This is a genomic window from Acrocarpospora sp. B8E8, assembly GCF_039871605.1.
Lineage (GTDB): Bacteria > Actinomycetota > Actinomycetes > Streptosporangiales > Streptosporangiaceae > Acrocarpospora > Acrocarpospora macrocephala.
The window spans coordinates 1-19,453 of the sequence record NZ_JBDPLV010000099.1 but is presented as its reverse complement, the minus strand read 5'-3'; the positions used below and the strand labels follow the sequence as shown (position 1 = coordinate 19,453).

13 protein-coding genes are annotated in these 19,453 nt (G+C 68.4%); 6 read left to right on the top strand and 7 right to left on the bottom strand.

Annotation, left to right across the window (positions count from 1 at the left end; all coding sequences use genetic code 11):
- Window positions 1-533 precede the first annotated feature (533 nt).
- The 4 genes from ABGB08_RS49185 to ABGB08_RS49170 form a co-directional block, all read right to left on the bottom strand.
- On the bottom strand, window positions 534-914 hold the full coding sequence (locus ABGB08_RS49185) for a cupin domain-containing protein (protein WP_347605721.1): 381 nt from the start codon (window positions 912-914) through the stop codon (window positions 534-536).
- Between the two features lie 246 nt (window positions 915-1,160).
- Entirely contained in the window at window positions 1,161-2,084 is a 924-nt protein-coding gene (locus ABGB08_RS49180; protein ID WP_347605718.1) for an NADP-dependent oxidoreductase, read from the bottom strand.
- A 43-nt stretch (window positions 2,085-2,127) separates the two neighbouring features.
- A complete protein-coding gene (locus tag ABGB08_RS49175) occupies window positions 2,128-2,994 on the bottom strand; it encodes an acyl-CoA thioesterase II (protein WP_347605715.1) in 867 nt (288 codons plus the stop codon).
- The gene (locus ABGB08_RS49170; RefSeq protein ID WP_347605712.1) at window positions 2,991-5,033 is read right to left on the bottom strand and encodes an ATP-dependent DNA helicase UvrD2; all 2,043 of its coding nucleotides are present in this window, start codon (window positions 5,031-5,033) and stop codon (window positions 2,991-2,993) included. Before ABGB08_RS49170 ends, ABGB08_RS49175 begins: the two co-directional genes overlap by 4 nt.
- A 126-nt stretch (window positions 5,034-5,159) precedes the next feature.
- Between ABGB08_RS49170 and ABGB08_RS49165 the strand changes: the two genes are divergently transcribed.
- Together ABGB08_RS49165 and ABGB08_RS49160 are read left to right on the top strand one after the other, a co-directional pair.
- A complete protein-coding gene (locus tag ABGB08_RS49165; protein WP_347605710.1) occupies window positions 5,160-6,059 on the top strand; it encodes an alpha/beta hydrolase in 900 nt (299 codons plus the stop codon).
- A gap of 65 nt (window positions 6,060-6,124) precedes the next feature.
- Window positions 6,125-6,361 carry a mycoredoxin gene (locus ABGB08_RS49160; RefSeq protein WP_347605708.1) on the top strand — a complete coding sequence of 79 codons (237 nt, stop codon included), beginning with the start codon at window positions 6,125-6,127 and terminating at the stop codon, window positions 6,359-6,361.
- Here ABGB08_RS49160 and nudC read toward each other — a convergent pair whose 3' ends face one another.
- Complete coding sequence (gene nudC, locus ABGB08_RS49155) at window positions 6,362-7,273, bottom strand: NAD(+) diphosphatase (protein ID WP_347605706.1); 912 nt, start codon at window positions 7,271-7,273, stop codon at window positions 6,362-6,364. It abuts the gene before it with no gap.
- Window positions 7,274-7,392: 119 nt separating this feature from the next.
- Between nudC and ABGB08_RS49150 the strand changes: the two genes are divergently transcribed.
- From ABGB08_RS49150 to ABGB08_RS49135, 4 genes are read left to right on the top strand one after another with little or no spacing between them, the layout of a single operon-like run.
- Window positions 7,393-8,754: a siderophore biosynthesis protein gene (locus ABGB08_RS49150; RefSeq protein WP_347605704.1), complete on the top strand. Its 1,362-nt coding sequence runs from the start codon at window positions 7,393-7,395 to the stop codon at window positions 8,752-8,754.
- Window positions 8,739-10,502, top strand: a complete 1,764-nt coding sequence (locus ABGB08_RS49145; protein ID WP_347605701.1) for an IucA/IucC family protein — start codon at window positions 8,739-8,741, stop codon at window positions 10,500-10,502. Before ABGB08_RS49150 ends, ABGB08_RS49145 begins: the two co-directional genes overlap by 16 nt.
- 3 nt (window positions 10,503-10,505) lie before the next feature.
- Window positions 10,506-12,089: an IucA/IucC family protein gene (locus tag ABGB08_RS49140; protein WP_347605699.1), complete on the top strand. Its 1,584-nt coding sequence runs from the start codon at window positions 10,506-10,508 to the stop codon at window positions 12,087-12,089.
- Window positions 12,086-13,591: a hypothetical protein gene (locus ABGB08_RS49135; protein ID WP_347605697.1), complete on the top strand. Its 1,506-nt coding sequence runs from the start codon at window positions 12,086-12,088 to the stop codon at window positions 13,589-13,591. Before ABGB08_RS49140 ends, ABGB08_RS49135 begins: the two co-directional genes overlap by 4 nt.
- On the opposite strand, the gene ABGB08_RS49130 is transcribed toward ABGB08_RS49135, so the two are convergent.
- Both ABGB08_RS49130 and ABGB08_RS49125 read right to left on the bottom strand, forming a co-directional pair.
- Window positions 13,570-16,809 carry a UvrD-helicase domain-containing protein gene (locus tag ABGB08_RS49130; RefSeq protein ID WP_347605695.1) on the bottom strand — a complete coding sequence of 1,080 codons (3,240 nt, stop codon included), beginning with the start codon at window positions 16,807-16,809 and terminating at the stop codon, window positions 13,570-13,572. The genes ABGB08_RS49135 and ABGB08_RS49130 overlap by 22 nt on opposite strands.
- Window positions 16,803-19,277 carry a PD-(D/E)XK nuclease family protein gene (locus ABGB08_RS49125; protein WP_347605692.1) on the bottom strand — a complete coding sequence of 825 codons (2,475 nt, stop codon included), beginning with the start codon at window positions 19,275-19,277 and terminating at the stop codon, window positions 16,803-16,805. The genes ABGB08_RS49130 and ABGB08_RS49125 overlap by 7 nt, the downstream gene beginning before the upstream one ends.
- Window positions 19,278-19,453: the final 176 nt, after the last annotated feature.

The window sequence follows — 19,453 nt, the reverse complement described above, 5'->3', positions numbered from 1 at the left end:
GCGCCGACCGCGGGCCGATTTCCGCTGACAGCCCAGGTAGTACGGCATCTGCGCAGCTGAGGGCCGATAGCGGACAACTCACACCCCGGTATGTAACAGTTCGGCCACGGGCCTCGGTAGTGGTAACCGGAGTCAGGAGGAAGGCATCCTCATGGCGTGACACGTCGTCTCGCATGATTGAACCGGCGGCGGGAGCGGTCCCCCGTGCAGGACCAGCTGGAACTGCTGGCTGTGCTTGAGCACTGTCGGCCGGTCACACTGGTGGTCGACGTCGAGCTGTTCGTGGTCGGGTGGAACACCCCTGCGGGAGCGTTCTCCGGGATCGCGGCTAGCTCCCCCGAATCATGCACTCGTGCACCACAGACACCGCCAGGTCTCCCGCAGGCGTGAGCATCTGGCGGCGTGTCAGCCTTCGGGCGTAGCCGGACCAGGGCGGATGCAACGGGAGTAGTCACGTGGCATGCGGCCGGCCTACTCACCCGGTCATGGGCGAGGCGCCCGGCGGTCCCGCCGCTCTTCGAGTTCTTCCGCGCTTACCGGGATGAGCATCGGCTGCCCGGCCACACCGAACATCGTGACGACGAACGCGGTTTCGGCGTCCGGGAGGTTGTTGGCGTCCTGGTAGTGGATGACGTCGCCGCCGGCTCCCAGAACGACTCTCCGGCCTTGACGACCCGCTGGGGTTCGCCTTCCAGCTCGAAGATCATCTCGCCTTTGATCATGTACCCGAACGCGGGACCGGTGTGGCGGTGCGGCGGGTTGCCCGCACTGCCCGGCGGCAGGGTGACCAGGATCGTCATCGCCTCGGCGTTGTCGGGCACCGGCGGCGCCGGCACCGAGGAGATGAGTTCCAGCTTCGGCGGCGGCGTAGTCGCGTTGGGGTTCTCGAGGTGATGCGAATGTTCGATACCCATCGGTTCCTGCCTCCTCCGTGGTCGTTCCTGTGGCCAGCCTAGACAAGCGGTGATTTGTGAGTGTCACCGGGTGGTCACAGAGCGCTTATCACCCTTGGCGGCATAGGCCCGGTTAGCGCGGGAGCGCGGTTTCCCCGCGGTGGCGTGGACGGCGAGTCACCAGAGCCTGCCTCGACGACCCGGCGACCGGTTTCCCCGCGCAGGCGGGGTTGGCGACCGTCCCGTCCTTGCCGCGCACGTGGCCGGCTATTCGCCTGCCGTGACCCGGATGATCGTCTTGCCGGAAGTGCGCTGGGCGGGCGCGAACGCGGCGGGCGCCTCGGCGAGCGATCGCACGGCCCCGACGATCGGTCGGAGCCGGCCGGCCCGGAGCCGCCGGGCCAGGTCCGCGAGCCGGGCGCGGTCGGGTTCGACGATGAAGAAGATCGCCTGCCCGTCCAGAGGCCGGACCGTAGGTGGTGAGGCGATGGTGACCAGCGTGCCGCCGGCGCGCACCAGCGCGGCCGAGCGGTCCAGGATGTCGCCGCCGATCACGTCGAACACCACGTCGACCTGGCCGGCATCGTCCAGGGAATCGGCCTGCAGGTCCAGGAAGGCGTGCGCGCCGAGACCGAGTGCAGTGTCCCTGTCGCCGGCCCTGCCGGTGCCGATCACTCGGGCTCCCGCCTCGCGCGCGAGCTGCACGGCGAGAGAACCGACACTGCCCGCGGCGCCGTGGATCAGGACGGTCTGGCCGGCGGCGAGGCGGCCGTGGTCGAACAGGCCCTGCCATGCGGTCAGCCCTGAGATCGGCAGCGCGGCGGCCACGGTGTGGTCGATGTCGGCCGGCAGCGGCGCGAGGTTGCGGGCTTCCACCGCCACGTACTCGGCCAGCGAGCCGTTGCGGGTCCAGTCGGTCAGCCCGAACACCCGCTGGCCGACGGTCAGCCCGGTCGTCCCGTACCCCAGTTCGGCGACGACGCCCGACACCTCGTGCCCGGGCACGCTCGGCGTCCGGTCGCGGCCCGCGCGATCGGACCACGTTCCCGGCCAGTCGAGCTCTCCGCGGGTGAACCCGGCAGCGTGCACCCGCACGATGACGTCGTTCTCGGCGGCGTGGGGGTAAGGCTCCTCCGTCAGGGAGAGCCCGGCCAGACCGGCGGCGCGGTCTCGGACGGTGATGGCTCGCATAGTGGGTCCTGAGAGATCGCGTGCGTGTTCGGCCAGTTCAGAGCTAGCTTACGCGGATCATGCACTCCTGCACGACGGACACGGCGAGCTCCCCGGCGGGCGTGAACATCTGGCCCTGGGCGAGTCCACGCGCGCCCCCCGACCAGGGGGACTCCTGGGCGTAGAGGACCCAGTCGTCGACGCGGAAGCGCTGGTGGAACCACATGGCGTGGTCGAGGGAGGCGCCGGTCACGTTGGAGGCGCCCCAGGCCAGGCCGTGGGCGAGGAGCACGGTGTCGACCAGGGTGAAGTCGGAGGCGTACGCGGCGAGGACGACGTGCAGGAGGGGGTCGTCGGGCAGTTCGGCGTCGTAGCGGAACCAGACGTTGTTCTCGGCGCTGATCAGGCTGGGATCTTTCTGGGCTTCCCAGGTGAGGGCGTTCACGTAGCGGGCGTCGACGGCGCGGGGTTTGCTGAGCCAGTCGCGCCATTCGGGGTTGTCGCCGACGACGGCGCGCATGCGCTCCTGGAAGGGGGCGAGGGTCTCGGGGTCGGGCGCGGCGGGCATGACGACGGCCTGGTGGTGCACGCCGGGCTCGGCGATGTGGAAGGAGACCGACATGGTGAAGATGGCCTTGCCGTGCTGGATGGCCTGCACCCGGCGGGTGGTGAACGAGCGGCCGTCGCGGACGCGTTCGACGTTGTAGACGATCGGGATGGCGGGGTCGCCGGGGCGGATGAAGTAGGCGTGCAGCGAGTGCACGTCGCGCTCGTCCGGCAGGGTACGGCCCGCGGCCACCAGCGCCTGCGCCGCCACCTGCCCGCCGAAGACCCGTTGGATGCGCTCCTCGGGGGACCTCCCCCGGAAGATGTCCAGCTCGATCTGCTCCAGGTCGAGCAGGTCGAGCACCTCCTTGAGCGCCGAGTTCACACGTCCTCCCCGACCTTCCGGCACAGTTCCAGCACGGCTTGACCGTATCGGTCCAGTTTTACCCTGCCGATACCGGCGATCGAGAGTAGGGCTTCCTCGGTGGTGGGAACCCGCTCGGCGATGGCCTGGAGCGTGACGTCAGTGAAGATCACGTAGGTGGGGACTTTGGTTTCCTTGGCCATGGTGGCCCGCCAGGACTTGAGGCCTTCCAGGAGTGCTTCGTCGTAGTGGGCGGGGCAGGTCGCGCAGCGCCCGAGTTTCTGTTCGGCGGCCAGCGCGAGGGTACGGCCGCAGACGCGGCAGCCGACGGGCGTGGCCATGGTGCGCCGGGGCGCTGCCGGTTGTTCGGGGCGAGGGGCGGGAGCCGTACGGGGTGAGAGGCCTTCGAAAAAGCGGGACGGGCGGCGGGCGCGGCGGGCGCCGGGGGTGCGGGCGAGAGCCCAGGAGATGTGCAGGTGCTCGCGGGCGCGGGTGACCCCGACGTAGAGCAGCCGGCGTTCCTCTTCGACCTGTTCGGGGGTCTCGGCGTAGATGATCGGGAGCATGCCGTCGGTGGCTCCGACCAGGAAGACGGCATCCCATTCGAGGCCTTTGGCGGCGTGCAGGGACGCCAGGGTGACGCCTTCCTGCGGCGGCGCGTGCTGCTCGGCCGCCCGGCGTTCGAGTTCGGCGACGAAGCCGGGGAGTTCGGTCCCGGTGGCCGCCATGTCCTCGGCGAGTTCTGCGAGGGCGTTCAGCGACTCCCATTTGGCCCGTGCGGTCCCCCCGGCGGGCGGCTCATGAGATAGGCCGATCCCGGCCAGAATCGCGTGTACGGCGGGCGCCAGCGGCTCCGCGTCGTTGGCCGAGCGGGCGGCCCCGCGCAGCAGCACGACGGCCTGCCGGACTTCGGGGCGCTCGAAGAACCGTTCGGCGCCGCGCAGCAGGTAGGGCACCCCGGCGTCGGTGAACGCCTGCTCGTACGCCTCCGACTGGGCGTTGATCCGGAACAGCACGGCGATCTCGCGGGTGGGCACCCCGTCGGCCATCAGCTTCTTGACGGTGAGCGCGACTCCGAGCGCTTCGGCGGGCTCGTCGTCGTACTCCGAGAAGACGGGCTGCGGCCCGGGCGGGCGCTGCGCGACGAGGTCCAGCCGGTGCACCGACTTGCTCATGATCCGGTTGGCGAGGGTGACCACTTCGGGGGTGGAGCGGTAGTCGCGGACCAGGCGAATCACCTGCGCACCGGGATGTTCCACCGCGAAGTTGGTCAGATAGTGCGGGGTCGCCCCGGTGAAGGAGTAGATGGTCTGGTTCGGGTCGCCGACCACGCACAGGTCGTCCCGGCCGCCCAGCCAGGTGTCCAGGAGCAGCTTCTGCAGCGGGTTGACGTCCTGGTACTCGTCGACGACGAAATACCGGTACTGGGAGCGGATCTGGGCGGCCACCTCGCGGTGTTCGGTCATCACGGCGGCGGTGAGTTCGAGGATGGTCTCGAAGTCGACGAGGTGGCGCGTTCTGCGCAGGTTCTCGTAGCCCTCGTAGAGGCGGGCCAGCTGGTCGGGCGGGACGGGCGTGCTGCGGCGGGCCTTGGCGGCGGCGGCCGGGTAGTCCTCGGGGCCGACCTGGGTGGCCTTGGCCCATTCGATCTCGCTGGCCACGTCGCGGAGCTCGGCGCGGTCGGGGTTGCGGCGCAGCTGCCGGGCGGCCTCGATCAGCAGCGGGAGCTTGGACTCCACCACCTGGGGCGGGTCGCCGCCGATGACGCGCGGCCAGAAGTAGCTGAGCTGGCGGAGCGCGGCCGCGTGGAAGGTCCTGGCCTGCACGCCGGGCGCGCCCAGCCGGCGCAGGCGCTGTTTGAGCTCGCCCGCCGCGCGGGTGGTGAAGGTGACCGCGAGCACGCTCTGCGGATCGACGCCGCCGGATCGCACCGCATGCGCGATCCGGTGGGTTATCGCCCGGGTTTTCCCAGTTCCGGCCCCCGCGAGCACGCACACCGGTCCGCGCACCGCCAGGGCGACCTCACGCTGTTCCGGATCGAGACCCTCCAGAACGTCCAAATAGGGCTCCCCAACGTGCGGATGACCGGATCTGCTGGCATCATCCTTCCAGCAGCCGACCAAGTGTGTCTCAAGACCGGGTCAGCCACAGGCAAACAGGAACCGCTCGCGGGAGGAACGAGGACCTTGAGGAAAGTCTTTGGTTTCGGTGCGCTCGCGCTGGCCGCGATCATTCTCTCCTCGCCCGGACCGGCGTCCGCGACGCCCGTCGGAGGTGACCCCACACCGAGTCCCACCGCGACGCCCTCCGTCTCGGTGGAGGACCGCGCCACTTTCTCGTACGGCAAGCATGTCCGCCAGCGCATGGACATCTGGTGGCGCAAGGACGGCGTCGTCCGCCCGGCCGTGTTCGTGATCCACGGCGGGTGGTGGTCCGGCGGCGACAAGAAGTACATGACCGAGGTGAGCCGGAGCTATTTCCAGCTCGGCTACGTGGTCGTCAACATCAACTACCGGCTGGCGCAGGACGCGGCCTGGCCGGCCCAGCGGACCGACGCGCTGGACTCGATCGCCACCGTCCGGCGGCACGCCGCCCAGTTCAACATGGACCCGGATCGGTACGCGTTGATCGGCTTCTCGGCCGGGGGCCACATCGGGGCGGCGGTCGGCACGTATGGGGACGGGGTTCCCGGGTTGCGCGGCGTGGTCGGCATCTCGCCGGTGGTCTCGCCGCGGACGGCGTTCGAGGACGGCGACGAGGGCTCGGATCACGAGCAGCGCAAGTTGCGCAAGGCGACCATCGTGCTGGCGGGCGGCTGCGACCCGACCGAGTGCCCGCGGATCTGGTCGAGCATGGAGGTGCCGCTGCACGCCAGCCCGCAGGACGCGCCGATGTTGAGCGTGCATTCGACCGACGAGTTCGTGCCGCCGTACCAGAGTGAGATGTTGAAGCAGGCGCTGAACGAGGTCGGGGTGGCGATGAACATCCGGGCGGTTCCCGGCGTCCAGCACAGCAGCCCGCTCTACCGGGAGCCGGGCGTGGCGGAGTCGGTGCAGTCGTGGATCATCGCGCGGCTGGCCCACTGACGATCACCGGGAACATGAACGATCCTCGCTGTGTTGCCAATGTCGGCCTAAGGAAAGGGACGAACATGGCGCTCACGGTTTACACCACCACTTGGTGTGGCCCCTGCAAGCGGCTCAAGAGCCAGTTGACCCGGGAAGGCATCTCCTACCGGGAGGTCGACATCGAGCGGGAAGCGGACGCGGCCGAGTTCGTGATGAGCGTCAACAACGGGAACCGTACCGTCCCGACCGTGGTTTTTCCGGACGGGACGGCGTTCACCAATCCGTCGGTCATCGAGGTGAAGGCCCGGTTAGGGATGTAGTTACCAGTCGCCGTTGAGCGTGTCGCCGTACCAGGTCTCGATCAGCCGGCGGGCGATCGAGACCGGGGGCGGCAGGCGCAGGTCGCCGCTTTCCAGGGCGGCGAGGAGTTCGGCGCGGGTGAACCAGCGGGCTTCGGCGATCTCTTCGGGGTCGCGGGTGAGTTCGGTGGTGGCGGCGCGGGCGAAGAAGCCGAGCATGAGGCTGCGCGGGAACGGCCAGGGCTGGCTGCCGAGGTAGCGCGGGGCTTTGACGGTGACGCCGACCTCTTCGAGGACTTCCCGGATGACGGCCTGTTCGAGGGATTCGCCTGGTTCGACGAATCCGGCGAGCACCGACATGCGGCCTTCCGGCCACTGCGGGCCGCGGGCGAGCAGGATGCGATCGTCGTCGTCGTAAACAGCCATGATCACCGCGGGGTCGACCCGGGGGAAGTGCTGGCTGCCGTCCTGCGGGCAGGTGCGGACATGCCCGCCCGCGGTTATCTCGGTACGGCTACCGCATTGCGGGCAGAACTCGTGGGTGCCGTGCCAGGCCTCCAGGGCGACCGCGTAGACGAGCAGACCGGCGTCCCGGTCGCCGAGCAGCGCCCCCGCTTGGCGCAACCCCGCCACCTCCGCGCCGGATATTTCCGGAAGTTCGGTGTCAACGGCGAAGTAGGCGATGCTCGCGGCGTCCACGCCGAGCAGGTAGCGCTGGCCCCGCGGGGCCTGGCCGGGCGGGAGCAGGATCAGGTCCGCGCCCTCCTCACGCCGCCTTACCAGGGTTTCTCCCTTGCGCACCAGCACTACTCGGGTCTTGTCTTCGGCCCAGGCACGTTCCAGCCAAGCGGTGTCCTGGCGCAGCACCGCGGACCGGTCGATCGTGCTACGCGCCAGGAGTAGTGGGCCGAGTAGGCCCTCAGAGATCTCCACAGGCTTTATCCTTCCTCATCTCGGCATCCACAATGGACCAGGGTCACGGATTCCCCGCACGCCACTGAGTGATCGACTACGATGGCCGAGTTAGGTAAGCCTTACCTCAGGGGACTTCGTTGCGGCTGTACCTTGCCACGCTCAATCCCACCGATTCGGTCATCTCCGGGTTCCTGCCCGCGGCGGACACGCTCGGCTGGGACGTGACGATCCTGACCGACCGGCCCGAACGATACCCCGGGCGCGAGACGATCGGGACCGACGTCCGGGACACCCGGGCGCTGATCGACACCATCGCCCGGCACCATCCCCCGGACGTGGTGTTCACCAATTCCGACCATATCCAGGCGGAGACCGCCCTCGCGGCGTCCTATTTCGGCCTGCCCGGTAAGGATTGGCGCGCTTGCCTGACGACCAAGAACAAGTCCCTGACGCGACGCGCGCTCGCCCTGGCCGGGGTGGAGTCGGTCCGGTCGGTACGGCTGCCGCCCGGCGACCCGCCACCCCTGGAGTGGCGCGGACCCGTGGTGATCAAGCCACGGGAGGGCGTGGCGAGTGAGGACGTGATCCTGGCGCGGAACGCGCGGGAACTGTGGACCGCCGCGTCGGCGATCAAGGCACGGCGTCCGGGCGAGACCCTGGTCGCGGAGGAGTACCTGGAAGGCCCGCTACTGACCCTGGAGACGTTTGGGGACGGGCGGGAGATCCGGGTGTTAGGCGGATATCGCACGACATTGGGGCCGTTGCCGCATTTCGTGGAGGAGCGTCTGGATTGGGAGCCTGACGGTCCGGGTCGGGAACATGTCCTGACGGCGCTGAACGCCCTCGGAGTCGGCTTCGGCGCCTGCCACACCGAATACGTCCTGACCACCGCGGGCCCTCGAATCATCGAGATCAACTACCGCGTCATCGGCGACAACTGCGACTTCCTCCTCACCGATCTCCTGGACATCCCACTTTTCGAGTGGATCCTGCGAGTCCACGCCGGGGAGCCGATTGCCGATTTAGGCGAAATATCGGCCGAGCACATGACGCCTGGGCAGGGTGCCGGAACGCGGGGTGGAGAACCGCGGGACGCGAAGGCAGACAGTGCCGGGATGCGTGATTTCGCGCTGGAAGCTGCCGCCCATAGCAGCTCGGCGCAGAAAGTCATCGCCCACGACGGCACGCCGAAGGAAGTCGTCGCGCACCATGGCAAGACGCAGGTAGTCATCGCACCCGGTCGCATGATGCACGGTGCCACGGTCAGTCTGCTCGCTGATCGGAGCGGGACGATCGTCGCGGCGCCGCCCGCGCAGGAGCTGGCGATCGGGTCCGCGCGGGTCTGGCATAACCCGCTTCGGGCGCTGGGCGACTACGTGCAACTCACCCATACCAACCGCGACTACCTGGGGCTGCTCCGGGTGGTCGGGCCCGATCCGGTGGCCGTCGACGACGCCGTGCGCCGGTTCCGTGAGGAGCAACCATGGGTGATCTCGTGATCTCGCTGCCGCGACGGCGGGGTGTGCGGGCGGTTCCGGCGCGGGAGGCGTACCTGGCGGCGCGGGTGCTGAACGCGCTGCTGCGGGAGGACTACGGCGGGCTGGCGGCGCGGGTCACCCGGGACAAGGCCGGGGTTGCCCTGGAGTTGGCCTCCGGGCGGAAGGTCCGGCTGACCTCGGGTGGTTTCGCTGGCCTATTTCAGGATTTCGTCGTGGCTTCCGATGAGGAGCTAGAGCTCGACGAGATCCTGGAGACGCTGGCCGACGTCGCCGAACCCGAAGACACCGCGGGCGTGGCGGCGTTCGCCGAGGAATGCCGAGAGACGCTACTCGCCCTCGATTTGTACGCCGCGCATGACATCGAGGCCGGTCTCCTCACGGATCTCCTAGCTGACGGGCAGAACCCACGGAAGCACGGTCACGACGGCAATGACGGAGCCGGGCGAAGCCCGGAGAAGGGCGGTGGCGGGGCCGGGCGGAGCCCGGGGGAAAACAAAGGGCTGGGTGGGTGGGAGAACCCCGGTGTCCTGCAGCGCGAGAAGATCCAGATCGATCGGACGACGATCGGGTATGAGTCGTTGGCGGCGTGTGTCGATCACCCGATTTATCCGACAGCGCGATGCCGATCGGGGCTGAGTTCGGCGGAGTTGTTGGCATACGCGCCGGAGTTCTCGCCGACGTTCGAGTTGCGTTGGGCGGCTGTTCCCAAGGACAGCGTGATCTCGCGTGGGGTTGGGGAGTTCTGGCCGGGATTCTCCGAGGTCGGGCTGCGGGAGTTGGGGATGCATGTGTTGTTTCCCGTGCATCCGTTGTCGGTGGGGAGTCTGCCTGGGGTGATTGTGGGGCCGGTGCCGTACCTGCGGGTGCGGCCGACGTTGTCGATGCGGACGGTGGAGGTCGATTCGCGTACCCACCTGAAGTTGCCGTTGGCGACCAGCACGCTGGGGGCGCGGAACCGGAGGTCGATTCGGCCGGGGACGCTCAGGGACGGCGCCGAGGCGGAGCGGTTGCTGCGAGGCGTGCTCGATCGGGAGTCCGGGCTGCGTGTGCTGCTCGCCGATGAGCAGACCTACGCGCACGCGGGCGAGGAGTATCTGGCCTGGATGATCCGCCGCCTTCCGGAAGGCGAGATCGTCTCGGTGGCCGCGCTGGCCGCCCCCGGCGTGCTACCCGATCTCGCCGACCGTCACTACGAGGGTGACATCACCGCCCTGCTCAGGGACTACCTCTCCGTCCTGTTCGCCTGGAACGTCACGCTCTTCGTCCGATACGGCATCGCGCTCGAAGCCCACCAGCAGAACCTCGCCCTCGTCTTCGGCGATGGCCCGATGCACCTGCTGGTCAAGGACAACGACGGCCTGCTGGCGGCACCGGACCGGCTGGCCGCCTCCGGTCTTGAGGTGCCCGCGTTCGGGGATCAGCGCATGTTCACCGACGACCCGCACGCGCTCGCCGACGTATTCGTCACGATCACCCTGCATCTGGCAGCCGCGGCGATCACGGTCGGCGCGCTCGGCGAAGCAGACCTGGTGCGCGCCACCCTCTCCGAAGCCCTGGACGCCTTCGGCGACGACCCCACGGCCAGGCTGCTCAGGGCCAGAACTCTGGACGCGGCCAGGCTGGTGGGCAAGTCGATGGTCACAGCAGGCACGCTGGTCGACAAACACCGCACCGGCGCCAGGGATATCAACAAGTTCTACGGCACCAGTGGCCCCAACTATCTCCTGATCACGCAAAGGAGCGTGTAATCCATGGACCGCCTTGTCCTCCAACCCCTCACGAGCTCGGGTGCGCATGATTCCGGGTGGTCTGGGGAGTCGGCTACGGAGATCGCGGAGAGGGCCACGGTGGCCGCGCTGTTGCGGTGTTGTGTGCGTGAGGTGGCCGGGCCGCGTGGGCGGGTCTGGCCGTCGGACGGCCATCTCCTGCTGGAGCTGGGCGGCCGGTGGTTGCGGGCCCGGACGAGTGGCGGGATCGCGTTGCGGCTGGAGCAGGGCGAGTGGCTGCGTGACGGGGTCTGGGAACCGCTGAGCTCCACGATGCTGGTCGAGCTGATCATGGCGGAGCTGGGCGGGGACAATCCGGAGTTCACCGAGCAGGTGGCGTCCAGCAGGTCCGTGCTGGAAGTGCTGGCGCTGGTCCGGGAGGAGGTCGCGCCGTCGCAGGATCCGTGGCTCGCTTCCGAGCAGTCGCTGCTCTTCGGGCACGCGTTTCATCCCACGCCCAAAGCGCGGATGGCGGCGAAGGGCGACTGGCTGAGCTACGCGCCGGAGGCGTACGCGCGGTTTCCGCTGCGGTTGCTGGGGGTTCGGGCCGATCTGGTGGTCGAGGAGGGCGACCCGAGCGCGCTGGATCGGCTGGGGACGGCTCCGGAGGGGTACGCGCTGCTGCCAGTGCACCCCTGGCAGCACGAGCTGCTCGACCTGCCGATGGACGGACGGCTGATCGATCTCGGTTTCACGTCTGGGCTTTCCACGCCCACTTCGTCGGTTCGTACGGTGTATGAGCCGGATCTGGATAAGTGCCTGAAGTTCAGCCTGGATGTGCGGATCACCAACTGCGTGCGGAAAAACGCCTGGTATGAGCTGTCCGGGTCGGTGGAGTTGTCGCGGCGGCTGGCGCCGGTGTTCGCGGATCTGGCGGAGACGTTTCCGGGGACGCGGTGGCTGCCGGAGCCGGGGTATCGGTCGGCTGATCTGGGGACCGCGCTGCTGGAAGGGCTCGGGGTGCTGGTGCGGTGCAGTCCGTGGGGGCGTTCGGGGAGCGGGGTGACACCGGTGCTGGCGGGGGCGCTGGCCGTGCGGGATCTGCGGCGGGCGGATCCGATGGCGTGGTGGGTGGCGTATGTGGAGCGGGTGGCGTTGCCGGTGTTGGATGCATATTTCCGGCATGGGGTGGTGTTAGAGCCGCATCTGCAGAATGTGCTTGTCGGGCTCGACGGTGAGGGCATGCCGGTGGAGGCCGTGTTTCGCGACCTCGAAGGGACGAAACTCGTCGGTCATGATTTATCTGGACTTGCTCCGGAGGTGGCGGCTGCGCTGGAGTACGACGCCGAACGCGGCTGGAACCGAGTCGTCTACTGCTTGTTCGTCAACCACCTGGCCGAAATCGCAGCCACCCTCGAAGGCCCTCACACGCTCCGCGAACTATGGACGGCCGCCAGCGGAATTCTCACTGCCTACGCCGACAGCCGCGGCTGGCCACCCCCACTAGCCGACCTACTCGCCGGCGTCCCACTCCCCGCCAAGGCCAACCTGACCGTGCGCTGGTCCCGCGCCGCCGACCGAACCGCCACTTATGTGCCGGTGGCCAACCCACTGTCGAGGCCCGCATGAACCTCCAACCCGACGGCGATCCCGCCCCTGCCGTCAAGAGCGGGATTCACCCGCGACCTGACCGCCCCAACAGTCGAGACCGGCTGAACCCGCAACCCAATGGCGACCCCACCGCCCCGACTGTCGAGGCCCCCCGCGCGTCTATCCCCCGACATCCTCTTGATGTCCGGGCAAGCCTTCGCGAGTACGCCGGGCGACTGGGGGACGTTCCGGCCTATGTCTACGATCTGCCCGGTTTGGACGCGCATGCGGAGGCGATCCGGCGGGCGTTGCCGGGGATCGAGATCTATTACGCCGTCAAGGCGAACCCGGATCCGATGCTGTTGCGGGTGATCGCGCCGCATGTGGATGGATTCGAGGTGTCATCCGGGGGTGAGTTCGCACATGTGCAGTCGGTGCTGCCGAACGCCCGGATGGCCTTCGGCGGGCCTGGCAAAACCGACGCCGACTTGGATCTCAGCCCATACCGGCTTCATGTGGAAAGCCCCGGCGAAATGCGGCGGCTGCTCCGGCGGGCGCAACCCGTGGATGTCCTGCTGCGCGCCAATCTGGATGTGCCATTGACCGGAGCCGCCCTCACCATGGGCGGCGGGGCCACACCGTTCGGCATGGATCCCTCCGGTATCGAGGAATGCCTCCGACTCATTGGCGGTCCGGTGCGATTTCGTGGCCTGCACGCACATCTGGCCAGCGGCCTTGACGCCCCAGACCTGCTCAAGCTGGCGACAGCGGTAATCGGCTACGCCCGGGAGATCGGCGCCACCGAAGTGAATTTGGGCGGCGGTATGGCCGTGGACTACCAGGATCCGGAACGACGCTTCGACTGGATGGAGTACGGCCGCGGCCTGGCCGGATATCCGGAAAAACTCCGGATCGAACCCGGACGGGCAATGACCGCGTATTGCGGCTGGTATCTGACCAAGGTCCTCGACATCAAGCGGGTACACGGCGAACTATTCGCCATCCTCACCGGCGGAACACAACATCTCCGCACACCCGTCACCAAAGGACACAACCAGCCATTCACCGTGTTCAGCTCTTCCGACCACCCAGAGGAGAAGTCCACGAACGCGGGCTATTCCGACCACCCGGAGGAGAGATCCACAAACGCAGGCTATTCCGACCGCCTGGGGAGGATGTCCGCACCTGCGGATTCCCTCGACCACCCGGAGGAGTGGGCCATAACCGCAGGCTCTACCAACCCGCCCGAGAAGGTCGCCACAACTGGAGGCTCTTCCAACCCACTCGGGACTGCAGGCTCTTTCAACCAACCCGAGATGTCCACAACTGTGGGCTCTCTACGTGTGCCCGAAGAGACGGTCACGCTGGTAGGGCAGTTGTGCACGCCAAAGGATGTCTTCGCGCGACAGGTCAGGGTGTCGTTGGAGGTGGGGGATGTTGTGGCGTTCGGGATGGCAGGGGCGTACGCCTGGAACATCTCTCACCATGACTTCCTGATGCACCCAAAGCCTGATTTTCACTACATTTCGGGAATTTCGTAGATCAGGGCGGTTAGGTCTTCGGATTCCATTAAGTCGACTGGGCGGACGGTCTGGTTGGCCCGTACATAGTGGAAGGCGGCGCCGACCTTCTCCAGTGGTGTGCGGGAGAGTTGTGCCCAGGCCAGCCGATATGCGGCCAACTGGATGGCGGCCGTGCGAGCGGCTCCACCCCGGGGGCGTTCGCCGGTCTTCCAGTCGACTACGACATATCCGTCTCGTTCCCGGAAGACGGCGTCCATCCGGCCACGGACCAGCCGGTCGGCGATCACAGTCTCGAATGGGACCTCCAGGTCGACCGGTGTCTGGTCGGCCCAGCGGCTCTCCTCGAACCTGGCGCGCAACTCTGTGAGGCGTAGATCAGCCTCGGAGATCGCATCGGCCGCGCCGGGCAAGTCGAACTCGTCGAGCAGGCGCTGCTGCCCCCAGCGGGACTCCAGCCAGCGGTGGAAAGACGTGCCCCGGCGAGCCAGCGGCGCGGGTTTACGCGGCAACGGTCGGCGGATCTGCCTGGCGAAACCCGACGGATCCTCGGCAAGCGTGACCAGTGACGACACCGACAGCCGCACCGGAAGTTCGACAATGCCAGACTCGCGGCGACGATCACGTTCGCGGAGCAGGAGTTCGGTGTCGCGCGCCCACGAGCGCATCCGTTCACGCTCCCACTCCTTCACCTCGCCCTGACCTTCCTCCGACAGCCCATCCATCGCCTCGGCGACCATGTCGGCCCCCTCCTTGATGGCATCCCGGACGACCACCTGCGGCCAGGTAGCCTCCGGCGGCTCCGCCAGTAGCGGGTTCTCGTCGACCTCGCCCTCGGTCCAGCGCGGCACAGCGGTGGCGTGCTCCTTGATCTCCTGAAGGAATTCGGACGGTTCGAGCGGCTTCGACGAACTCCCCCACCGGTAGCCGGAGGCGATCAGCAGATAGTGCGCACGAGTCACCCCGACATACGCCAGCCGCCTCTCCTCCCGAAGGTCCCGTTCCCGGCAACGCTCGTCGAAATCAGCCAGCGCCTCCTTATCGAGACCGGTCAACTCAGGCAGATCAGCACTGTCCCCACGCAGCACGTACGGAAGTTTGCGCGGGTTCTCCGTCCATCGGGAGTTGGTGACCGGAGTCGCCGGAAAAATACTGCCCTTCGCCAGACCACCGCGCTGCGTGGTCAGCTGGGACAAACCAGGCACGACGACGACCGGCCATTCCAGCCCCTTGGCAGCATGCACGGTCATCAGCTTCACGCTGTTGGTCTCACCGACCCGACCCTGCTCCAAGCCGAATTCTTCGCTTTCCGCAGCTTTGATGTAAGCGAGGAACGCGCCCAGCGTGGGATCCTCCGCGTCACCCGCGAACCGGCCGGCCGCGTCCTGAAAGGCATCCAGGTCAGCGCGAGCCGCCAACGGGCTGCCACCCCGGGCGGCCACCTCCACATCCAGACTGAGCCTGCGTTCCACCTCACCGATCAGATCGGGCAACGGCTGCCCAGCGTGGGCGCGCAGCAGCCGGAGCTCCAGCGCCAGGGTGGGCAGCCGCTCCTGAGCGAGCTCGGAGAACTTAGCCCGCCACTCCTCCTGGTCAGGCAATTCGTCCAGCGCGTCGATCAGGCTACCCCGCTCAGCCTCCAGGTCAGCGACGACCTGCTGCAGGGGATCCTGTCCGGGCCGGTGCCCAGCGTCACGGTTCAGCTCCCGCGCCAACTCCCCGAGAACCTTCAGGTCCGCCGGCCCGATCCGCCAGCGTGGCCCGGCAAGCAGCCGGACAAGCGCGTCGCCCGCAGTCGGGTCGTACATAACCCGAAGCGTCGCCACGATATCCGCCACTTCAGGCACGGTCAGCAGACCGCCCAACCCCACGACTTCCACCGGAATATCCCGCGCTTCCAGCGCACGCCGGATCGCCGGAAACTGCGATCGTTTGCGCGCAAGAATCGCCACATCCTGGGGTTGTACGGCATTCGCCCCCCCAAACACGCTGGACTTCGCCTTGGCGCGTTCGCCCTCCCCCCACGGAAGACCGTCGGGCGCGGTCTCCTGCCCAAGCGTCCCGGCGATACCCTCCGCGATCCACGCGGCCTCGTCCTCGGCGGTCTCATGGAAGGCGCAGATCACGCGACCACGGTCGGCGCGGTTCTCACCCGGGACCAGGACGGGCACCTCGGTCGCATCCCGGCGCAACTCGACCTGAACCCGAGCGGCCACGTCGAGAATGCGCTCCCCGTTGCGAAAACTCACCGAAAGCTGCCGGATCGGGGCAAGCTCACCACGCGAAGTCCGGAAATCCTCCGGGAAACGCGTCAGATTGCCCGCCGACGCGCCACGCCAGCCGTAGATCGACTGGCAGGGATCGCCGACGGCGGTGACCGGATGCCCGCCGCCGAACAGCGCGCGCAGCAAAACAAGCTGGGCATGACTGGTGTCCTGGTACTCATCCAGCAACACCACCGTGAACCGCTCCCGCTCCAGCTCCCCCACTTCCGGATGATTCGCCGCGATCCTCGCGGCCAGCGCCATCTGATCGCCGTAGTCGATGACCTCCCGCCGCCGCTTGACCCGCTGGTACGCCTCGACCAACGGCACCAACTGCTCCCGTACCAGCTGCACCTTGACCGGTTTCTGCTGCGGCAACGTGACCCGCCCGGACAACGCGGCCAGCCGTTCCCGCAGCCAGTCGCCGGTGCGGTACACGTCGTCCGGTTCGCGCAGGTGCTCTGACAGCTCGCCCGACAGCTCAAGCACGGCGGCGGTCACGCTGGCGGGGCCCAGATCGACGTGATCCATCGGGCCGTCGTACTGGCCGACCACGCGGGACGCCAGCTGCCAGGCCACCGCGGGCGTCACCAGCCGCATCGTCGGTTCCATCGCCTCGCGCAGCGCGTGGTCGGTGACCAGCCGGGCGGCGTACGCGTGATAGGTCGAAACCGTGGGTTCGGTCTCCAGCTCGGCGATCAGACCGGCCGAGACCAGACCGGTCAGGCGTTTACGCACCCGTTCGGCAAGTTCGCCCGCCGCCTTGCGGGTGAACGTCAGACCGAGGATCTGCTCCGGCCGGGCGTACCCGTTGGCGACCAGCCAGACCACCCGCCCGGCCATGGTCTCGCTCTTGCCGGAACCGGCACCCGCGACGACCACCATCGGCTCGCGGTCTGCCTCGATCACGGTGGCCTGCTCGGGCGTGGGCGGCAGCACCCCGAGCTTGACGGCCAGCTCATCCGGAGTCAGCACACCTGGCCTCCGCTGTCGTTGACCGGGCAGGAGATCTTGGCGGCGCAGGTGCGGCAGCCGTCGTTGACCTTGGCGACGAAGAGTTGGGATGACATTCCGGCGGCCACGGTGGTGACCAGGTTCTCGGCCCAGCCGGGGTCTGGGTCGTCGCGGAGGGCACCCTGGCGCTGTTCCTTGGCGTCTTTGCCCGCTGCCTTGCCGAGTTGCACGAGTGCGGCACCGCCGGGCTCGACCAGGCCGTGGCGTTTGAACGCCCCGAGGAGGGTGGCGAGTTGGTAGACGCCGAGCTGGGGGTGCCGGTCGAGTTCGTCGTCCTTGGGTTTGCTCGTGCCGGTCTTGATGTCGATGATCACCGCGCGGCCCTCGCCGTCGCGTTCGACGCGGTCCACGCGGCCCTTGATGACGACGCCGTCGGAGACGACGGCGGTGAACGCCTCCTCGGGGGCGATGAGTTCCCTCGGGTTCTCCGCGTGCCAGCGGAGGAAACGTTCGACCATCTGCTCGGCGACGTGCCGCTGCTTGCGGTTGAACCAGAGGCCGCCGAAGTCGAGTTCGTCCCAGATCTCGTCCAGCCGGCCGCTGAGGGCGTCGACGGGATTGTCCTCGGCGGCCAGCACGGCGATCGCGTGGATGACCGTGCCGAGGCTCTGCGAGACGCTGGCGCTGCTGGCGCCGACGGCTGTCTCCAGGACCCAGCGCAGGCTGCATTTGGTGAAATTCTCGACGGCGGACGGGGAGATGCGGACGATGTCGTCGGGCCAGGCGAGAGGGCGGTCGTCGGAGAGTTCGGTCAGGGCATACCAGGTTTTGGGGTCGGCGCCGGGGATCTTGGCTTCGGCCAGGCGGGCCAGGTGGCGAGCGGCGGCGCGGCGCAGTGGTTCCGGGCGGGACTGGTCGCAGACGGTGGCGCGCAGGTCGGCGACCAGGGCGGGCATGCTGAGCCAGCGAGCGCGGTCGTCCACGGTGGCCGCCTCGAGTTCGCCCGGCAGCAGTTCGGCCAGGAACCGGGACGGCCGCTCCTCGGCGTCCTCGCCGCCCACCGCGGTGACGACGAGCTTGCGCTTGGCCCGGGTCGCGGCCACGTAGAACAACCGCCGCTCCTCGGCCAGCATCTTGGACCCCAGCGCCGCCTTGACCGCGTCGGTCCCGTCCAGCCCGGACCCGCCGGCCACCTCGACAAGCGTCTCAGTGCCCAGCAGAGACCCGCGCAGCCGCAGATCCGGCCAGATCCCTTCCTGTACGCCGGCGACGACCACCACGTCCCATTCGAGCCCTTTGGAGCGGTGTGCGGTCAGGATGCGTACGGCCTCCCCGTCGGGCGCCTGCTCGGCCAGCGAGTCGGCCGGGATCTCCTGCGCCACGAGATCATCGAGAAAGACCTCGATCCCCGCTTTCGGGAGCCGGTCCACGAACTTGGCCGCGTAGTCGAACAGCGACACGACCCCGTCCAGATCCCGATCGGCCTGCGCCCCCCGCGCTCCCCCACCGAGACTGACCGACGTCCACTTCTCCGAAAGCCCCGAAGCCTGCCAGACCTCCCAAAGCACCTCTTCGGCCGTCCCCGACTTCCGCGCCGCCTCCCGCGCCACCTTCAACAACCGAGCCACCCGCTCCGCCGGCGCCGCCACATGCGGCTCCAACAACCCCAGCTCCCGCTCATCCCGCAGCGCCGCAATCACCATCTCATCCGACGACCGCATCCCAAACGGCAACATCGGCTGCCTCGCCCCATCCTCCTGCCCCTCAACACCCTCCTGCACCGCGCCCAGATCGTCGGCACCCCCCGCACTCAAACCATCGGCATCCCGCCCACCAGCGCCTTCCTCCCCAGCGCCTAAACCACCCGCATGCCCCTCACCGAGATCGTCGGCGCCCTCGCGCAAACCACCCGTACCCCCCTCGCCGGGAGCCTCGGCACTCTCCTCCCCGGCACCCAGCCCATCGGCATCGCGCTCGCCTAGATCGCGAACGCCCTTCTCGCCCTTGCCCAGACCATCGGCATCCCCCTCCGTCAGGCCGTCGGGGCCTTCCACGCCCGCGCCGACGACGGCTGGTCCATCGCCCACCACGACCGCTTCCCCCTGCGCGGCGGCCGCCAAAGCCTCATGTTCCGCGATCCGGAGCGCCCGTCGCAGCCGCCGTACGCCGATCATGTCGGTGGCCCCCACCGGCCCGGTCAACAGCTCCTCCGCCGTGGCCACATCCAGCGCCGACGGCCGGACCGCGGCCCGAAGCAACGTCACCAGCGGCCGGACGCCCGGCTCCTGAATCAGCGGAACCTCATCCCCCGCCACCACGACGGGAACCCCCACCGTCAACAACGCCCGCCGTAACGTCGGCACCTGCCGGGTGGCACTCCGCACCAGCACAGCCATCCGCGACCACGGCACCCCATCAAGCAAATGCGCCCGCCGCAACACATCCGCGACAACCGCCGCCTCCTGGCTCTCACTATCAGCCAGGATCACCCGAACACTCCCAGGCTCATCGTCATCGGCCGCCACCAGATCACGATGGCCACCCCTCTTCCCAACGACTCGGACAGGGTTTCTCCACACCCACCCACCCTTTTTCGACGCTGCCGCTGAGGGCCCTCCGGCGGTTGGTGGTCGTGTCGGCGTAGACGAAGGAGAACAGGCGGGAG

Bases quoted from the DNA above. Each gene is read 5' to 3' on its own strand.
- ABGB08_RS49185 (WP_347605721.1), bottom strand. From the start codon at position 914: ATGGGTATCGAACATTCGCATCACCTCGAGAACCCCAACGCGACTACG.
- ABGB08_RS49160 (WP_347605708.1), top strand. From the start codon at position 6,125: ATGGCGCTCACGGTTTACACCACCACTTGGTGTGGCCCCTGCAAGCGG.
- ABGB08_RS49145 (WP_347605701.1), top strand. From the start codon at position 8,739: ATGGGTGATCTCGTGATCTCGCTGCCGCGACGGCGGGGTGTGCGGGCG.
- ABGB08_RS49180 (WP_347605718.1), bottom strand. From the start codon at position 2,084: ATGCGAGCCATCACCGTCCGAGACCGCGCCGCCGGTCTGGCCGGGCTC.
- ABGB08_RS49135 (WP_347605697.1), top strand. From the start codon at position 12,086: ATGAACCTCCAACCCGACGGCGATCCCGCCCCTGCCGTCAAGAGCGGG.
- ABGB08_RS49140 (WP_347605699.1), top strand. From the start codon at position 10,506: ATGGACCGCCTTGTCCTCCAACCCCTCACGAGCTCGGGTGCGCATGAT.